The following is a 16681-nucleotide window of genomic DNA, read 5'->3' as shown; positions in this document are numbered from 1 at the left end:
AAACCGCCCTGTCGCGGCCAATCACCGCGACAGGGCACTTCGGGTTACTTGATGCGCTGGCCAGGCTTGGCGCCGCTGTCCGGGCTGAGCAGGTAGATTTCCTCGCCGCCGGGACCTGCCGCCATCACCATGCCTTCGGAAATACCGAACTTCATTTTCCGTGGCTTGAGGTTGGCGATCATCATGGTCAGCCGACCATCGAGCTTGGACGGATCCGGATAGGCACTCTTGATCCCGGAGAACACATTACGCTGCTCATCACCGATATCCAGGGTCAGGCGCAACAGCTTGTCGGCGCCTTCCACGGCTTCGGCCTTGATGATCAGTGCAACCCGCAGGTCCACCGCGGCAAACGCGTCGAAGTCGATTTCTGGCGACAGCGGATCCTTGGCCAGCTCGCCATTGCCCGCTGGGGCTGCCTGGCCGGTATCGGTCTGGCTGGCAGTCAGGTCTTCCTTGGAGGCGTCCGTCATGGCCTGTACCTTGACCGGGTCGATACGGGTCATCAGCGGCTTGAATTCGTTGAGCTGATGGTTGTTGAGCAGGCTGGTGTGGTCATTCCAGGTCAACGGTGCAACGTTGAGGAACGCCTCGGCGTCAGCGGCCAGCAACGGCAGCACCGGCTTGAGGAAAATCACCAACTGGCGGAACAGGTTGATGCCGGTGGCGCAGATGGCCTGGACTTCATCCTGCTTGCCTTCCTGCTTGTTCAATGACCACGGCGCCTTGTCGGCGATCCAGGCGTTGGCACGGTCGGCCAGGCCCATGATCTCGCGCATGGCACGGGCAAAGTCGCGGGCTTCATAGGCATCGGCGATGCTTGGCGCGGCGGCCAGGAAGGCGTCGGTCAGCTCCGGCGCAGCGTTGACCGGCACCATCACGCCAGCATTGCCCTTGTGGATAAACCCGGCGCAACGGCTGGCGATGTTGACCACCTTGCCCACCAGGTCCGAATTGACCTTCTGCACGAAGTCTTCCAGGTTCAGGTCCAGGTCGTCGACGCCACGGCCCAGCTTGGAGGCGTAGTAGTAGCGCAGGTATTCCGGCGACAGGTGGTCCAGATAGGTGCGCGCCTTGATAAAGGTGCCACGGGACTTGGACATCTTCTGGCCATTGACCGTCAGGTAACCGTGTACGGCGATGCCGGTTGGCTTGCGGTAGCCCGAACCTTCGAGCATTGCCGGCCAGAACAGGGCGTGGAAGTTGACGATATCCTTGCCGATGAAATGGTACAACTCGGCGGTGGAGTCCTTGCCCCAGAACGCGTCGAAGTCCAGCTCAGGCGTGCGGTCGCAGAGGTTCTTGAAGCTGGCCATGTAGCCGATCGGCGCATCCAGCCATACATAAAAGTATTTGCCCGGCTCATCGGGGATCTCGAAGCCGAAGTACGGCGCATCGCGGGAGATGTCCCACTGTTGCAGGCCGGCATCCAGCCATTCGGCGATCTTGTTCGCCACCGCGTCCTGCAGGGTGCCGCTGCGGGTCCAGGTCTGCAGCATTTCCTGGAAGTCCGGGAGCTTGAAGAAGAAGTGCTGGGAATCCTTGAGCACCGGGGTGGCGCCCGAGATCGCCGACTTCGGATCCTTCAGGTCGGTCGGTGCGTAGGTGGCACCGCATTTTTCGCAGTTGTCGCCGTACTGATCTTCAGTGCCGCACTTGGGGCAGGTGCCCTTGATGAAGCGGTCGGCCAGGAACATTTTCTTTTCCGGGTCGAAATACTGGGTGATCGAGCGCGTGGCAATGTGCCCGGCGTCACGCAGTTTCAGGTAGATCTGGCTCGACAGCTCGCGGTTTTCTTCGGCGTGGGTCGAGTGGAAGTTGTCGAAATCCACCAGGAACTCGGCAAAGTCGGCGCTATGTTCAGCCTGGACGTTGGCGATCAGTTGTTCCGGGGTGATGCCTTCCTTTTCGGCGCGCAACATGATGGCCGAACCGTGGGCGTCGTCCGCGCAGACATAAATGCATTGATTGCCGCGATGCTTCTGGAAGCGCACCCACATATCGGTCTGGATGTACTCAAGCATATGGCCAAGATGGATGGAACCATTGGCATAGGGCAGGGCGCTGGTGACGAGGATCTTGCGTGGCTCGGACATGGGGCTCGGCTACTTGATGAAACGGAGGTCGGCCACTATAAAGCGCCGGGAAATTTATTTCACCCCGTGAGGCTGTTTCAGGGTTTTCCAATGTCGCGAAAGCATGCCCCTCAAGCGCGGGAACGGTTAGGATAGCCGCCTGTTTTAGTCTGTCTTTTCCGGGAGTAGCCCATGAGCGCCGTCAATCGCGCAGCGGTGGAAGCCGTTCTTCGCCAGTACACCGATCCCTATCTGAACCAGGACCCGGTCAGCGCCGGCTGTGTCCGGGCCATTGATGTGCAGGGCGATCAGGTCACGGTCCAGCTTGAACTGGGCTACGCCGCAGGTTTGTTCAAGAGTGGCTGGGCACAGATGCTGCAAATGGCCATTGAAGGCCTGGACGGTGTGCGTTCGGCCAAGGTCGACATCCAGTGCGTGATCGCTGCGCACAAGGCCCAGGCCCAGATCCCTGGCCTGGCCAACGTCAAAAACGTGGTGGCCGTGGCATCCGGCAAGGGCGGCGTGGGCAAGTCGACCACTGCGGCCAACCTGGCCCTGGCCCTGGCCCGTGAAGGGGCCAGGGTGGGGATTCTCGACGCCGATATCTATGGCCCCAGCCAAGGTGTGATGTTCGGCATTGCCGAAGGTTCGCGGCCGAAGATCAAGGATCAGAAGTGGTTCGTGCCGATCCAGGCCCATGGCGTGGAAGTGATGTCGATGGCATTCCTCACCGATGACAACACGCCCATGGTCTGGCGTGGGCCGATGGTCTCCGGGGCCTTGATGCAGTTGGTGATGCAGACCGATTGGGGCAACCTCGACTACCTGGTGATCGACATGCCGCCAGGCACCGGTGATATCCAACTGACCCTGGCGCAAAAGGTGCCGGTGGCGGGTGCCGTGATCGTGACCACGCCCCAGGACCTGGCGCTGCTCGACGCGCGTAAAGGCGTGGAGATGTTCCGCAAGGTCAACATCCCGGTGCTGGGTGTGGTGGAAAACATGGCGGTGCACATCTGCTCCAACTGCGGTCATGCCGAGCATCTGTTCGGCGAAGGCGGCGGCGAGAAACTCGCCACCCAATATGGCGTTGAGCTGCTGGCGTCGTTGCCGCTGTCGATGGGCATTCGTGAGCAGGCCGATGGTGGCAAACCGACGGTGGTCGCCGAGCCCGACGGGCAGATCGCCATGGTCTACCAGGAGCTTGCCCGTCACGTGGGCGCGCGGATCGTCTTGCAGGAAGCCGGTTCCCAGGCAATGCCGACCATCACTGTCAGCGACGACTGATCGACCTCAAGGTAAAAAAGCCTCGACCTTGTCGGGGCTTTTTAATGTCTGGCGTAAACCTTTTGGGAGGCTGGGTACGCATTTCCCTAATGGCCCGTGTAAGCATTCGCTTACTTTTTCGTAAGTGTTTGGTTTTTTAACCGTGCCGGGACGTCTCAAATTACCCGGATACATTTATATCTCATTGAAAAATAACATTTAATTTTTTGATGAGGAGGGCGATTGCGTGTTGTGCTTGAGAATGGATCCCGTTGAACTTGTTCGGGAAGTCTCTAATATCAGCCCTGTGTCCACGGATTGACACGGTCATCAAGGAATGATGACTCAAGGAACCTCGCAGGATGCGATTCATCAGGACGATGAAAAGGAACACAGGGACTAGGGAAAAAATGTGGGCGGGTCAAACCGCCCCTTTTTTTTGCCTGCAGAAAAGTGAAAGGCCGCCACGCAGAAACGCAAAAAGGCCCGCAAGGGGCCTTTTGGAGGGGCGCGACGCTGTTAGCGTTCGAGGTCTTTGATCTTGCCTTTTACGCCATCCCACTCGGCTGCGTCTGGCAGCGAGTCTTTCTTCTCAGTGATGTTTGGCCAGATTTCCGCCAGCTCAACGTTCAACTGAATAAATTCCTGCATCTCTTCCGGGACTTCATCCTCGGAGAAAATCGCAACGGCCGGGCATTCTGGCTCACACAGGGCGCAGTCAATGCACTCGTCCGGGTGGATTACCAAGAAGTTCGGGCCTTCGTAAAAGCAGTCCACCGGACACACTTCTACGCAGTCGGTGTACTTGCACTTGATGCAGTTGTCGGTGACGACGAAGGTCATTTCTAATTCTCTCCTCAGGCGGCGGCAGCGAAACCCCTTGTGGCAGGGCTCGCGAGGTTCGGGAGCGATAGTCTGCAGGCCAGGCTAAAAGCCCGCAGCATCCCAAACCGCGCGAGAGTCTACCAGCTTGCAAGCGTCTGCGTTATATCCGAGTCTTCAGTGCATATAACATTTCGAGCGCTTTACGCGGTGTCAAGTCATCCAGGTCAAGCTTTGCTAACTCATCCAGCACCGGATGGGGCAGGCTGGCGAACATATCGCTCTGGTGCGGTGCCGCCGGTTTGCTGGCGGCCTTGGCTGGGCTGGCGACCACATTCTCATGGGGCAGGGCCGTGGTTTCCAGGCGGCTGAGGTGCTCGCGGGCGCGCAAAATCACGTCGTTCGGTACACCGGCCAACTGGGCCACGGCCAGGCCGTAACTCTGGCTGGCCGGCCCTGGCAGCACATGGTGCAGGAACACGATGCGTTCGTTGTGCTCGGTGGCATTGAGATGCACGTTGGCCACCAGTGGCTCGCTTTCCGGCAGCACGGTCAGTTCGAAGTAGTGGGTGGCAAACAGCGTATAGGCCCGCAGATGCGCCAGGCGCTCGGCGGCAGCCCAGGCCAGGGACAGGCCGTCGAAGGTACTGGTGCCGCGTCCCACTTCGTCCATCAGCACGAGGCTACGGTCGCTGGCGTTGTGCAGGATATTGGCGGTCTCGCTCATTTCCACCATAAAGGTCGATCGGCCACCGGCCAGGTCATCGCTGGAGCCGATCCGGGTAAAGATGCGGTCCACCAGGGACAACTCGCAACTGGCCGCCGGCACGAAGCTACCGATATGGGCCAGCAACACGATCAATGCGGTCTGGCGCATGTAGGTGGATTTACCGCCCATGTTCGGACCGGTGATCACCAGCATGCGCGTATCGTCATCCAGCGACAGGTCGTTGGCCACGAACGGGGTGGTCAGCACTTGTTCCACTACCGGGTGGCGACCCTGGACAATGCGCATGCACGGCTCGCTGACAAACCGCGGACAGTTCAGGTCAAGGTTCAAGGCGCGTTCGGCAAGGTTGCTCAACACATCCAGCTCGGCCAGGGCCGCGGCGGTGTCCTGCAAGGGGGCGAGCTTGCCGATCAGGTCTTCGAGCAAGGCCTCATAGAGCATCTTCTCCCGGGCCAGGGCGCGGCTCTTGGCCGACAGCGCCTTGTCTTCGAACTCCTTCAACTCGGGGGTAATGAAGCGTTCGGCACCCTTGAGTGTCTGGCGGCGCTGGTAATCGATAGGCGCCTGTTCGGCCTGCTTGCTCGGCAACTCAATAAAGTAGCCGTGCACGCGGTTATAGCCGACTTTCAGGTTAGCCAGGCCGGTACGCGCCTTTTCGCGGGCTTCCAGGTCGATCAGGAACTGCCCGGCGTTCTCGCTCAAGGCTTGCAGCTCGTCCAGCTCGCTGTCGTAGCCGGTCTTGAGCACGCCGCCGTCGCGGATGATCGCCGGTGGGTTGTCGATAATGGCTTTTTCCAGCAGCGCAGCCAGTTCCGGGTAGGTGCTGGCCGTGACGGCAAGTTGCTGCAGGTGCGGCGCTTCCAGCTCGGTCATCGCCTGTTGCAGCTCGGGCAGTACGCCCAGCGCGTCACGCAGGCGCGCCAGGTCGCGCGGGCGGGCATTACGCAGGCCGATGCGCGCGAGAATCCGCTCGATATCGCCGATTTCCTTGAGCTGCGGTTGCAGCTTTTCAAAGCGGTAGCCGTCCAGTAGGCAGGTAATAGAGGACTGGCGTGCCTGTAGCACGGTCAGGTCGCGCAACGGGCGGTTCAGCCAACGGGTCAGCAAGCGGCTGCCCATGGCGGTCTGGCAACGGTCCATCACCGACTGCAGGGTGTTGTCGCGCCCACCGGCCAGGTTGGTGTCCAACTCCAGATTGCGTCGGCTGGCCCCATCGAGCACTACCGTGTCGTCCAGGCGCTCATGGCGCAGGCTGCGCAAATGGGGCAGGGCGGTGCGCTGGGTTTCCTTGGCGTAATTGAGCAGGCAACCGGCGGCGCCGATGGCCAGGGTCAGGGTCTCGCAACCAAAACCCTTCAAATCTTGTACGGAAAATTGCTGGCACAGACTTTTCAGCGCCGAATCGCGCTCGAAATCCCACGGCGCACGACGCTTGGCCCCACGGCGTTTTTCTGCCGGCAAATCCTTGGGCCAGTCATCCGGAATCATCAACTCCACCGGATTGATCCGCTCCAGTTCCGCCAGCAGGTTTTCCCAGCCCTTGATTTCCAGGACCGTGAAATTGCCACTGGTGATATCCAGCACCGCCAGGCCGAACAGCCGCTCATCCCCCAGCACCGCCGCGATCAGGTTGTCACGCCGCTCATCCAGCAGGGCCTCATCACTCACCGTCCCCGGTGTAATGATGCGCACCACCTGACGCTCCACCGGCCCCTTGCTGGTGGCCGGGTCGCCGATCTGCTCGCAGATCACCACCGACTCACCGAGCTTGACCAGCTTGGCCAAGTAACCTTCCAACGAGTGATAGGGAATCCCACACATCGGAATCGCCTGCCCAGCCGACTGCCCGCGCGCGGTCAGGGTGATGTCCAGCAACTTGGCCGCCTTCTTCGCATCTTCATAGAAGATCTCGTAGAAGTCGCCCATGCGATAGAACATCAACTGATCAGGGTGCTGGTTTTTCAGGCGCCAGTACTGCTGCATCATCGGGGTGTGGGAGGACAGATCGGACGTGTTTTTACTCATTGGATAGTAGGCAAATTCGTTGAAAGTGATGGGGCAAAGGGGGCGCTTGGCCCAGCATTTTTTGCGATGGCGGCAAGGTTAACATGTGAGCTCGGCCGTTCGCAGGTTGCAAGCGGCTAGGTAAAACGTAAAACGAGGTGACGCATTTACTTAAAGGGTGGCCAATAAAAAGCCCGACATCAGGTCGGGCTTTTGTCCATAGGCGGGATAGACGTCAGGTCCGCTTTGCTTCTGCCTGCATCATGACAAGATTCTGTTGCTTGGTGGCTTCGATTAGCACCTGGCTGTAGACGCGCTTTTTTTGATCCGATTTTGCGTTACGAATAAAGTCAGCAAAGGGGTTTTTCGCTCCTTTGGACAAGCCCAGCTTGATCGAAATCATCATTGCGCCCCCGATGGTGGTAGTTCGAGCCTGGCTTTTAGATCAGCCAGCGAGTGTCGTTCGGGAATATGGTAGTCAATTTTTTCGACGCCGGCTTTGTAGAGCCGTCCCGAGTTGTCGATATGCTTGAGCAGCAAATCCACATGAATATCGCTTCCGTACTCTAGCTTAAGTGCGTTGACCACGTCACGTGCAGCGAAGTACTGCTCGATGAAGTGCTCTTTGCGAATTTTTCTTCCTTCAGCTGCCTCGCGGGCTTTGACGAAGCCCCACGCAAGCATTGGATCTTGGTAGACATACAATATCTGGACGAATCTTCCTTTTCTCAAGGAGCGTTCTACGTTTCTTCTGGCTACCTCAATATTTGAGAATGTGCCGTCGAGCAGAAATGACTGCCGTTGCTCCATCGCAAGATCCACGATTTTTTCAACTAGAATCGAAACGCCGCGTTGAAATAACCATGAGTTTCCTCCTGTATAGGCGGCGAATTCGCCACGCAGTTCATCAGGATCAATTCGCAGGATCTTGCTGTCGGCAAACAGATTTACCAAGGCAATTGAAGCCTCGGTTTTTCCGGCACCAGGTGAGCCCGCCATATAGACGGAGACCGGAGCTTCCTCTGGTAGATAAATACTCTTATCGGTCAGGCGTTTGGCGATGGATTTCTTGTTTGAACGAGCAAAGCTCAAGGCGTCGTCTGAGGTTTTTCTCTCGTTCGGCGTCATCAGTTGATCACTTGGATCTGCACCATTTTCCATCAAACAAGCTCTGCATTTTTTGCGATGGCGGCAAGGTTAACATGCGAGGTCAGTGCTTCGCAGTTCACAAACATCTAGGTACAACCGCATGCTTCATGCACAAAATATGCAAATTAGCATTTGCCAACCCCCAAAACTCCCGTCACTATCCCGTTTATGCAAAAACGCAACGTTTCAATCGTCTTAAGAGAGCTGCTCGATCGCGACGGGATCTCCCCCACGGAGCTTCACCGGCGTACCGGCGTGCCTCAATCTACTCTGTCCCGGATTCTCAGCGGCAAGATCGTTGATCCGTCGGACAAGCACATCTCGCGTATCGCCGATTATTTTCGGGTGAGCACTGACCAGTTGCGCGGGCGCGCGGGGTCGGCGTGGCAGGAAGAGCGTGACCCGATGCATTCGGAGCTCAAGGACATAAGCCTGTGGGACGACGACACGCCCGTTAATGATGACGAGGTGTCGATCCCCTTTTTGCGCGAGGTTGAATTGGCTGCTGGATCAGGAAGATTCGTCATCGAGGAAAGCGAGAAGGCCAGCTTGCGGTTCGGCAAGCGCAGCCTGCGGCATAACGGTGTGCAGTTCGACCAGGCCAAGTGTGTGACGGTGCGTGGCAACAGCATGTTGCCGGTGTTGCGTGATGGGGCGACGGTGGGGGTGAACGCCGGCAAGAGCGGGATTGGCGATATCGTGGATGGCGATTTGTATGCCATCAACCACAACGGCCAATTGCGGGTCAAACAGCTCTATCGTCTACCTTCGGGGATCCGCCTGCGTAGCTTCAATCGCGATGAGCATCCGGATGAGGACTACAGCTTCCAGGATATCCAAGAGGAGCAGATCAGCATTCTCGGCCACGTTTTCTGGTGGGGCATGTACGCTCGCTAAACCTTATCTGTAAGAAACAGCCCGCCTGAGAGCGGGCTTTTTTTCGCCTGTGGAAAACCGCCAAGTGCCCGCTGCCCAAGGGTTTAATGCGTTTGTGCATTTCAACTGCAAAATTAAATGCATTTATGCATTGACTGTATATGCATACATGCATATTCTCCATCTCAAGCCAGCCAACTAGGCCTGGTGGAGGCGGCAAGGATGCTGCCAAGGAAGATAAGGAAGGCACGCAACACTGGCATGGACGCCATCGAGTGATGGCAAGGACGCCAGGCAACACCGGCAAGGATGCCGACGCTCTTTAGTTTCACAGTTTTACAACAGGCAGCGATGAACCGGCCTTGACGGTTCAGAGGGTTGGCAACTGACCCGGGTGTGCAGCGTAAAGCACCAGAAGCAGTTATCCGGCAGACAGGGATCGTGGTCGGAAAAACATCGAGGAAAGATCCGTACCGCGCCAGTAGCGCCGAAAGATCGCACGGACCGTATTACTGAAAAGCCCGGGCCACCGGGCTTTTTGGAATGCCTACCGACAACCCCATCCATCTATTTATCAACGTACCGGCCATCTGCCGGTTTTACGCATTCCAGGAGGCGTGACATGACAAACGAGCAGCAAGCGTTGGCAGAAATGCCTATCTGGCTGGTGATTATTCTGGCCCTGATCGGCGGCGTATCCGGGGAGATGTGGCGCGCCGACAAGGAGGGCGCCCGGGGTTGGTCGCTGGTCCGCCGCCTGGCCCTGCGTTCCGGGGCATGCATGGTGTGCGGGGTTTCAGCGTTGATGTTGCTGTACGCCGCTGGCATGTCGATCTGGACGGCCGGTGCTCTGGGATGCTTGACCGCCATGGCCGGTGCCGATGTCGCCATCGGCCTTTATGAGCGCTGGGCCGCCAAGCGCATCGGGATCAACCAGCCCCCGGATTCAAAATGATTGTTGCAAGGAAGCCACACCATGACCCTCATTGAAAAACCTTCACAGCTGCCGATTGCCATCGGCCAGGCGCTGCGTGCGGCGTTCCCCAGGCTACAGGTAGGCAGCCCGCCGGGCGTTCTGGCGGCGGATGAAACCGGTGTGGCGATCACGCTCGAGCGTAATGGCCCGGGCGTACGCTCCCTTGAAGGGCGCAAGGCCCATGTGCTGTCGATTTCACTCAAGATCATGGTCGCCCAGGGCGCGCAGCCCTTTGAGGCCTGTGACCTGGCGAGCCAGTTGATGGACCTGGTGCTGGATAACCGTTGGCAATTGCCGGCGGCCCAATGCGATGTGCCCATGAATATCGTCGCGCTGCCGGCGACCGTGGCGGGGGGCGAGACCCATTACGACAGTTGGACCGTGTCCTTCAACCAAACCCTGTACCTCGGCCCGCCGCTGCTCGACGACCCCATCGGCAAGCCGCTGTTTGCCTGCACCTGGGAGGTGTCGAATATCGACGACCCCGATCAATACCGGCCATTGCAGGAGTAGCCCATGTTCGATGCACTGTTACGCCTGCAACTGGCGCCCATTGTCGAGCGCCTGGCGCAGATGGAAACCCAGCTTGAAGACCTCTATCGGCGGGCCGAGAGCTTTTGCCGGATCGGCGTGTGCCAGGAGGTCGACGCGGCCAGCAATACCTGCAAGGTCAGCCATGGTGAATTGCTGACCCCGGCGATTCGCTTTTTCAACCCCAGCGCCGGGGCGCAGACGGAAACGCGAATCCCCACGGTGGGTGAGCAATGCCTGCTGCTCAACTACGGCGGCGGCGAGGGCGGGGGCCAGTCGGTGGCGTTGTTTGGCCTGAACAGTGACCGCTTTCCGCCGCTGTCCAGTGTGGCCAGCCTGACCAGCCGGCGTTATGAGGACGGCACGCAAAGCGCCTACGACGCCGCGGCACATGTATTGGCTTGGAACAATGGACCAGCGGCATTCAGCGGCTCTCGCGAGCAAGTGGAAATGAGTTTGGGCGCCGCCCGTTTAGTCATGACCGCCGCAACCATCAGTCTGCAGGTCGGAGCCGTCGGCATGCTGCTGGATGCATCCGGCGTGCACTTGAGTGGCCCGGTGGTGGATCACCAGGGCCGAGTTATCAGCACGGCATAAGGATTTGCCATGATCGGAATTGAGAGAAACACCGGGGCCGTGGTGGACGACTGGCCGCAATTCGTCCAGCGCGCCACCCGGGCCCTGACCACGCCTTTGGGCACACGGCAGAAACGCCCGCTTTACGGTTCACTGATCCCGCAGCTGTTGGGGCAGAACCTGGGCGACGATCTGCTGATCCTCGCCCAAAGCCATGCCGCCCAGGCCTTTTACAACCCGCAGAACGGCATCGGCGATTTTGTGCCGCAAGTCATCGTCGCCAATCGCCAGGGTGCAGGCCTGCTGTTGCGGTTTGCCGGCATCTGGAAAAACCGCAAGCAATCCTTTGAGGTGGTGACATGAGCATGTTGATCCCTGGGCAAAACCAACTGGCGCCGCCCGACCTCATCGCCGTCGATGAATTTGAACCGTTGCTGGCGCAGTTCAAGACGTTTGTCGTCGACTATGTGGCCGCCCGCGCCCCGCAAAGCGCGGCCAAGCTCAAGGTCAGCCTAGACAACGAAAGCGAGTTGTTGACCCTGGCCCTGGAAGCCTTTTGCGTGCGCCTGCAAACCCATGAGCGCAAGTACAACGCCCGCATCCAGCAGATGCTGGCGTGGTGGGCCACCGGCAGTAACCTGGATGCGCGCCTGGCCGATATGGGTTTGGAACGCCAGGTACTCGACCCGGGCGACCCGGCGGCGTTCCCGCCGGTGCCGCCAACCCTGGAAAGCGATGACGATGCGCGGCTGCGCTACTACCTGGCGCCCCACGCGCCGGCTGCGGGTTCACGCATGCAGTATCGCCGTGAGGTCTTCACCCTTGGCGAGCGGCCGGTGGTGAAAGTACAGAGTGCCGCTGCAGGCGTGGTGACGGTCAGTTATACCTTCGACCCGGATGGTTATGCCGCCCAGGTCAAGGATGGCAACGCCCGGCGCACGGCACCTGGCGAGGTAATGGTCACAGTGCTTTCCCGCTCGGGTAATGGCACGCCATCGACAGATTTGCTTGAAGGTGTGCGCCGCCATTTCGCCCGGCCCGATGTGCGCCCGGAAACCGATTGGGTGACGGTGCAGGGCGCGCAGATCGTGCCCTACAAGATCCGCGTGGTCGCCCGGATCAACGCCGGCCCGGACTCGGGGCTGACGCAAGTGGCGGCTCAGCAGTTGCTGCAACGTTATGCCGAATCCTGCCACCGTCTTGAAGGGCGCGTGGACCCGAGTTGGATCGACTACACCATTCACACCGCCGGGGCTGCGCAACTGGAGATTCTCGAACCGTTGGCACCGATCGTCACCACAGCCTTCCAGGCTCCGTATTGCACGGGTGTCGAGGTGCAGGTGCTGACGCTATGAGTGAGCACACATCCAGTTTATTGCCGGCCAACAGTTCACCGCTGGAGAAGGCGTTGGACCTGGGCTTGGGCAAGCTGCTCGAACGGGTCGAGCCGCCGTTTCCGACGCTGATGAATCCGCTGCAAACGCCGCAGGCATTCCTGCCTTACCTGGCCGCCGACCGTGGCGTGAGTGAATGGAACGCCGCAGCCGACGAAACCGAAAAACGCCTCACGGTCGCCCTGTCCTGGCAGATCCAGCGCCAGGCCGGCACACCCAAGGCGTTGAGCCACGCGGTCGAATCCCTGGGGTTTACCCCCAACATCCTGGCCTGGTACCAACAGCGTCCGCTGGCCCAGCCCTACACCTTCGACGTGCAGGCGATCATCGGCCGCAGTTGGTCCAGTGGCGACCACAACCGCCTGATCCGCCGCATCAACGCGGCCAAGAGCGAGCGCGACCTGGCCACCATTACCCTGGTGCATGAAGTGTTCGGTGGGCTGCCGCTCACCGGCGCCGCCCACCGGGCGCTGAACGACGGCGAGTTGTCGTTGTGCGGCGCGCTGCCGGAACTTGTATTGAGTTCAAGGCTTAACAGTGCGGGCGTCGCCCAGCACTACACCATTAACGACTACGACCTCAGGGCGCAGCCATGACCGATGACACTACGCGCCTGGTGCGCTTCACCTCCAAGGGTTTGGATGAAGTGCTGCAGGCAAAGAACCAAGGCTTGAAAGGCGAAATCACCCACATCGCCGCCGGCACCGGCCGCTACAACCCCACCGGCAACGAAACCGCCCTGCGCAACGAGCGCCAGCGCGTGGCGATTGTGGATTACGAAGACCTGGGCCAGCGCCAACTGCGCATGGCCGCGCTGTTTGATGGCGATGGCGAGTATGAGATTGGCGAGTTTGGGTTTTATCTCGCCAGTGGCACCCTGTTGGCCGTGTACTCGGTGGCGGGGAAGTTACTGACGTATAAGGCGGCGGCTGCGCGGGTGTTGCAGAAGTTTACGTTGGATATTTCGCCGTTGCCGGTGGATAGCGTGACGATTGTGGTGGGCAGTGAAAACCTGAATGTGTTGTTGACGGAGGAGATTGCGGAGCTTGCTACGGCCAGCGTTGACAATATGGCTCGGCATGTTGGTGTTCTATTTCGGGTCATGGCCTTGGAAGTCAACTGATGAGTTGGCTCAAGAGATAAGTAATATAGGAAGTTAATTATGAGTATGGAAACTACGATCACCAGTTTGGTCGCGGCGGCAAATAAGTTGACGAGTGCAGTAAATGGGAAGGTCGCTGAAATTGATGCTTCTGTTGTGGCAGCGGTTCGCGCGATTCCTGAAATGTCCAGGTCGTTTTATGTCGATGCGGTAAGTGGTAACGATCTGGCCTTGGGCTCGGTCGAGGCACCACTTAAATCAATTAAGGAGGCGATGGGGCGATCGAATACTACCCCTTATGTAACGATTTATTTGAAGGCTGCTCAGACGCATGAATATGCGGCGCCTACTGATCAAATCCCTTATTGGTCAATCTCGAATAAATTGATTTTCATGATGTATGGTACAGGAAGTAAACCGGTTTTTTCTCCGAAGGTTGGCGAGTATATGCCTGGCAGCTCAAATATTCACTTCTTGTCGCTCGAGGGGGGAAGTGTTTACTTTCGATTTGTTGATGTTGTTATGCCTACGGTATTAAAAGCAGGAACGTCTGGCTGGTATTCCTTCGCTTCATCTCTATTTCACCGCGCACATGGCCCGTCCGCTTCCGTGCAGGGATCGGTTACCTTTTCAGGGAGTAGGCTGACGTTAGGCGCGGTCAATGTTTTTTACTCGGGGTACTCCGCGAACTATAGGGTAGAGTTTACGTATTCTATTGTAGATGCAGAGCTCTCAACAAAACTTGCTGAGTTGAGCGGTGCCACGATGGTGTTGTCGGTGTTTGCGTCGTCGATTACCCAAAACAAGACTTGGGCGCACCTTGTTAGTGGTTTGGTCAAGGACTCCGGTGGGAGTTTGTCCAATTTGCTGAGTAATGTCGGCAACGTCGTAGCTGCTGGAGTTTGATGATGATTAAAGAGTTCAGAAATAAAGATCAGACTTTCTACAATGTGACTGTAGAGCAGTTGCTTGAGATGGGATTTTCTAAAGCCGAAGTCGACACCGCTTTGCAGGTCGAGCAGGCCGCTGATATAGCGTTCAATCGTCGCCTGGCTTACCGAACAGATTCGGACCCGCTCTATATGGAGTGGCAGTACGATCAAACCGAGGCCAAGGAGAAAGCGTGGCGGGCTAAAGTCGCCGAAATCAAGGCGCGCTACCCACTGCCGGGTGAGTAACCCGGCAGCAACCATAAACACCGCGAGAGCGGTTTTTTTTCGCATCCAAGAAAGCCCCATCGCTGGGGCTTTCGCGTTTCTGGAGTACCCCCATGGCCAACCGCCAAACCTACACCGTCCTCATCCCATTCCCCACCGGAGGTGGTCACTGGTCCACCGTCGGCCAGGAACTGGACCTGCTGGACGTCGAAGCATCCGCTCTGCGCACTGCCGGCCGCCTGGAACTGACCAGCGTGCTGGCTGCCGCCCAAGACACCCCACCGGCCAAGAAGGCCGTCACCAAGAAGGCTGAATAATCATGGCTGAGGTTTTGAACTTCGAGCATAACGGCATCACCGTCAATGCCAGCGAATCCCCCGAGGCCATGGGTGGCCTGGGTGACAACGTGATCGGCCTGGTCGGTACCGCGCCAAATGCGCACCTGTCGATCCCGAAAAACGCCCCGTTTCGCATCAACAGCTTCACCGCCCAGGCACTGCTGGACCCTACCGGCGCCGAGTCGGGCACGCTGTTTCATGCGGTGTACCAGATCCTCAAAGTGGTCAAGGTGCCGGTCTATGTGGTGATCGTCGAAGAGGGCAGCACGCCCGCCGATACGCTCAATAACGTGATCGGCGGCAATGAGCCGGTGACCGGTCGCAAACTGGGCCTCGCGGCGCTTGGCAGCGTCCCGGAAGACCTGACGATCATTGGCGCGCCAGGCTTTACCGGGACCAAGGCCGTGGCCGGTGAGTTTGCCGCTTTCGGCAAGCGCATCAAGGCCCGCGTGGTGCTGGACGGCAAAGACGCCAGCGTCGCCGATCAAGTGACCTACAGCGGCGAGCTGGGTGGCGCCGACCTGGGTTTCGACCGCTGCCTGCTGGTACACAACATGCCGTCGGTGTACTCCAAGGCGGCGAAGAAAAACGTGTTCCTCGCGCCGTCGTCCCTGGCCATCGCCGCCTTGGCCAAGGTCAAGCAGTGGGAGAGCCCAGGCAACCAGGTGACCTTCGCCGAAGACGTGTCGCGGGTGGTCGAGTACAACATCCTCGACACCTCCACCGAGGGCGACCTGCTCAACCGCTACGGCGTGAGCTATTACGCGCGCACCATCCTCGGCGGCTTCTCGCTGCTGGGTAACCGCTCCATCACCGGCAAGTTCATCAGCTATGTGGGCCTGGAAGACGCCATCAGCCGCAAGCTGGTCAAGGCCGGGCAGAAAGCCATGGCGCACAACCTGACCAAGTCGTTCATGGACCAGGAGGTCAAGCGTATCAACGACTGGCTGCAAACCCTGGTGGCCGACGAGACCATCCCGGGCGGCAGCGTGTACCTGCACCCGGAACTCAACAGTGTCGAGAAGTACAAGAACGGCACCTGGTTCATCGTGATCGACTACGGCCGCTATGCGCCGAACGAACACATGGTTTATCAACTCAATGCCCGCGATGAAATCATCGAGCAATTCCTGGAGGACGTTCTCTAATGTTTACCAACCGAGTCAGACAGGCCATTGCGGCCACCCTCCAGGGCCTGCCGCTGTCGGCGACCGTCGAAGAGTTCACCCCGCCGAAGATCGAATTCGAAATGGAGCTCATGTCCGGCGGGCGCTTTATCGCCGAAGAAATGGCCAAGAGCGCCAAGGTGCTGAACGCCAAATTGGTGCTGCAAGGCGCCGGTCCCGAAATCATGCTGGCCCTGGGCGTGGGCTTGGGTGAAGACATCCTGCTCAACGTGCGTGAAGCGGGCCAGGACCAGGATGGTAAAACCTACTTCACCTACCACACCGTCGGCGGCAAGCTCAAATCCCTGGACGAGGCCAAGTTGAAGATGGGCGACAAGGCCACCACTACACTGGATCTGTCCTGCCGCACCTACCAGCGCCTGGACAACGGCGTGCCGGTGATCGACATCGACGTGCGCACCCAGAAGTTCGTGCTCAACGGCGTCGACATCCTCGGTGATGCCCGGCGCGCGGTGCTGATGCCGTAAGCCTTTTCACGGATCTGAAATAGGCACGGTC

Annotated in this window: 19 protein-coding genes; 14 read left to right on the top strand and 5 right to left on the bottom strand. The window is 58.8% G+C overall.

The genetic code is table 11. From position 1 onward, the window contains the following. Positions 1-44: 44 nt before the first annotated feature. Positions 45-2096 carry a methionine--tRNA ligase gene (gene metG, locus GDV60_RS21485; protein ID WP_029295265.1) on the bottom strand — a complete coding sequence of 684 codons (2052 nt, stop codon included), beginning with the start codon at positions 2094-2096 and terminating at the stop codon, positions 45-47. A 171-nt stretch (positions 2097-2267) separates the two neighbouring features. Here metG and apbC point away from each other — a divergent pair, with 171 nt between their 5' ends. Continuing rightward, entirely contained in the window at positions 2268-3362 is a 1095-nt protein-coding gene (gene apbC, locus GDV60_RS21480; protein ID WP_070994790.1) for an iron-sulfur cluster carrier protein ApbC, read from the top strand. 498 nt (positions 3363-3860) lie between these two features. Here the strand turns inward: apbC and fdxA are convergent, their stop codons facing one another. The 4 genes from fdxA to GDV60_RS21460 form a co-directional block, all read right to left on the bottom strand. Further along, a complete protein-coding gene (fdxA, locus tag GDV60_RS21475) occupies positions 3861-4184 on the bottom strand; it encodes a ferredoxin FdxA (RefSeq protein ID WP_029295271.1) in 324 nt (107 codons plus the stop codon). A 142-nt stretch (positions 4185-4326) separates the two neighbouring features. After that, positions 4327-6918 (bottom strand): DNA mismatch repair protein MutS, encoded by a 2592-nt coding sequence (mutS, locus tag GDV60_RS21470; protein WP_159908689.1) that lies wholly within the window; start codon positions 6916-6918, stop codon positions 4327-4329. Between the two features lie 214 nt (positions 6919-7132). Next, positions 7133-7303: a hypothetical protein gene (locus GDV60_RS21465; RefSeq protein WP_159908687.1), complete on the bottom strand. Its 171-nt coding sequence runs from the start codon at positions 7301-7303 to the stop codon at positions 7133-7135. Then, positions 7300-8058 carry a zeta toxin family protein gene (locus GDV60_RS21460; RefSeq protein ID WP_256679327.1) on the bottom strand — a complete coding sequence of 253 codons (759 nt, stop codon included), beginning with the start codon at positions 8056-8058 and terminating at the stop codon, positions 7300-7302. Before GDV60_RS21460 ends, GDV60_RS21465 begins: the two co-directional genes overlap by 4 nt. 156 nt (positions 8059-8214) lie before the next feature. On the opposite strand from GDV60_RS21460, the gene GDV60_RS21455 reads away from it, so the two are divergent. The 13 genes from GDV60_RS21455 (at position 8215) to GDV60_RS21395 (ending at position 16650) form a co-directional block, all read left to right on the top strand. Continuing rightward, positions 8215-8943, top strand: a complete 729-nt coding sequence (locus tag GDV60_RS21455; protein WP_071610020.1) for an XRE family transcriptional regulator — start codon at positions 8215-8217, stop codon at positions 8941-8943. A gap of 601 nt (positions 8944-9544) precedes the next feature. Continuing rightward, on the top strand, positions 9545-9877 hold the full coding sequence (locus tag GDV60_RS21450) for a phage holin family protein (protein ID WP_029295276.1): 333 nt from the start codon (positions 9545-9547) through the stop codon (positions 9875-9877). A 21-nt stretch (positions 9878-9898) separates the two neighbouring features. Continuing rightward, positions 9899-10411: a hypothetical protein gene (locus tag GDV60_RS21445; RefSeq protein ID WP_159908684.1), complete on the top strand. Its 513-nt coding sequence runs from the start codon at positions 9899-9901 to the stop codon at positions 10409-10411. A 3-nt stretch (positions 10412-10414) separates the two neighbouring features. Then, the gene (locus GDV60_RS21440; RefSeq protein WP_092237950.1) at positions 10415-11026 is read left to right on the top strand and encodes a phage baseplate assembly protein V; all 612 of its coding nucleotides are present in this window, start codon (positions 10415-10417) and stop codon (positions 11024-11026) included. Between the two features lie 9 nt (positions 11027-11035). Continuing rightward, a complete protein-coding gene (locus GDV60_RS21435) occupies positions 11036-11368 on the top strand; it encodes a phage baseplate protein (protein ID WP_159908682.1) in 333 nt (110 codons plus the stop codon). Next, complete coding sequence (locus tag GDV60_RS21430; RefSeq protein ID WP_159908680.1) at positions 11365-12360, top strand: baseplate J/gp47 family protein; 996 nt, start codon at positions 11365-11367, stop codon at positions 12358-12360. The genes GDV60_RS21435 and GDV60_RS21430 overlap by 4 nt, the downstream gene beginning before the upstream one ends. Continuing rightward, complete coding sequence (locus GDV60_RS21425) at positions 12357-12995, top strand: phage tail protein I (RefSeq protein WP_159908678.1); 639 nt, start codon at positions 12357-12359, stop codon at positions 12993-12995. The genes GDV60_RS21430 and GDV60_RS21425 overlap by 4 nt, the downstream gene beginning before the upstream one ends. Beyond that, a complete protein-coding gene (locus GDV60_RS21420) occupies positions 12992-13522 on the top strand; it encodes a phage tail protein (RefSeq protein WP_104910822.1) in 531 nt (176 codons plus the stop codon). The genes GDV60_RS21425 and GDV60_RS21420 overlap by 4 nt, the downstream gene beginning before the upstream one ends. Positions 13523-13561: 39 nt before the next feature. Continuing rightward, a complete protein-coding gene (locus GDV60_RS21415; protein WP_159908676.1) occupies positions 13562-14407 on the top strand; it encodes a hypothetical protein in 846 nt (281 codons plus the stop codon). A 2-nt stretch (positions 14408-14409) separates the two neighbouring features. After that, the gene (locus GDV60_RS21410; RefSeq protein ID WP_224791125.1) at positions 14410-14679 is read left to right on the top strand and encodes a hypothetical protein; all 270 of its coding nucleotides are present in this window, start codon (positions 14410-14412) and stop codon (positions 14677-14679) included. Between the two features lie 92 nt (positions 14680-14771). Beyond that, the gene (locus GDV60_RS21405; RefSeq protein WP_029295291.1) at positions 14772-14975 is read left to right on the top strand and encodes a hypothetical protein; all 204 of its coding nucleotides are present in this window, start codon (positions 14772-14774) and stop codon (positions 14973-14975) included. 2 nt (positions 14976-14977) lie between these two features. Further along, positions 14978-16144, top strand: a complete 1167-nt coding sequence (locus GDV60_RS21400) for a tail protein (RefSeq protein ID WP_029295293.1) — start codon at positions 14978-14980, stop codon at positions 16142-16144. After that, positions 16144-16650, top strand: a complete 507-nt coding sequence (locus tag GDV60_RS21395) for a phage major tail tube protein (RefSeq protein WP_159908674.1) — start codon at positions 16144-16146, stop codon at positions 16648-16650. Before GDV60_RS21400 ends, GDV60_RS21395 begins: the two co-directional genes overlap by 1 nt. Positions 16651-16681: the final 31 nt, after the last annotated feature.

It is taken from the genome of Pseudomonas sp. DTU12.1 (assembly GCF_009873475.1).
In the GTDB taxonomy this organism is placed as follows: domain Bacteria; phylum Pseudomonadota; class Gammaproteobacteria; order Pseudomonadales; family Pseudomonadaceae; genus Aquipseudomonas; species Aquipseudomonas proteolytica.
The sequence above is the reverse complement of the archived record's forward strand: the minus strand, read 5'-3'. Positions and strand labels throughout refer to the sequence as shown.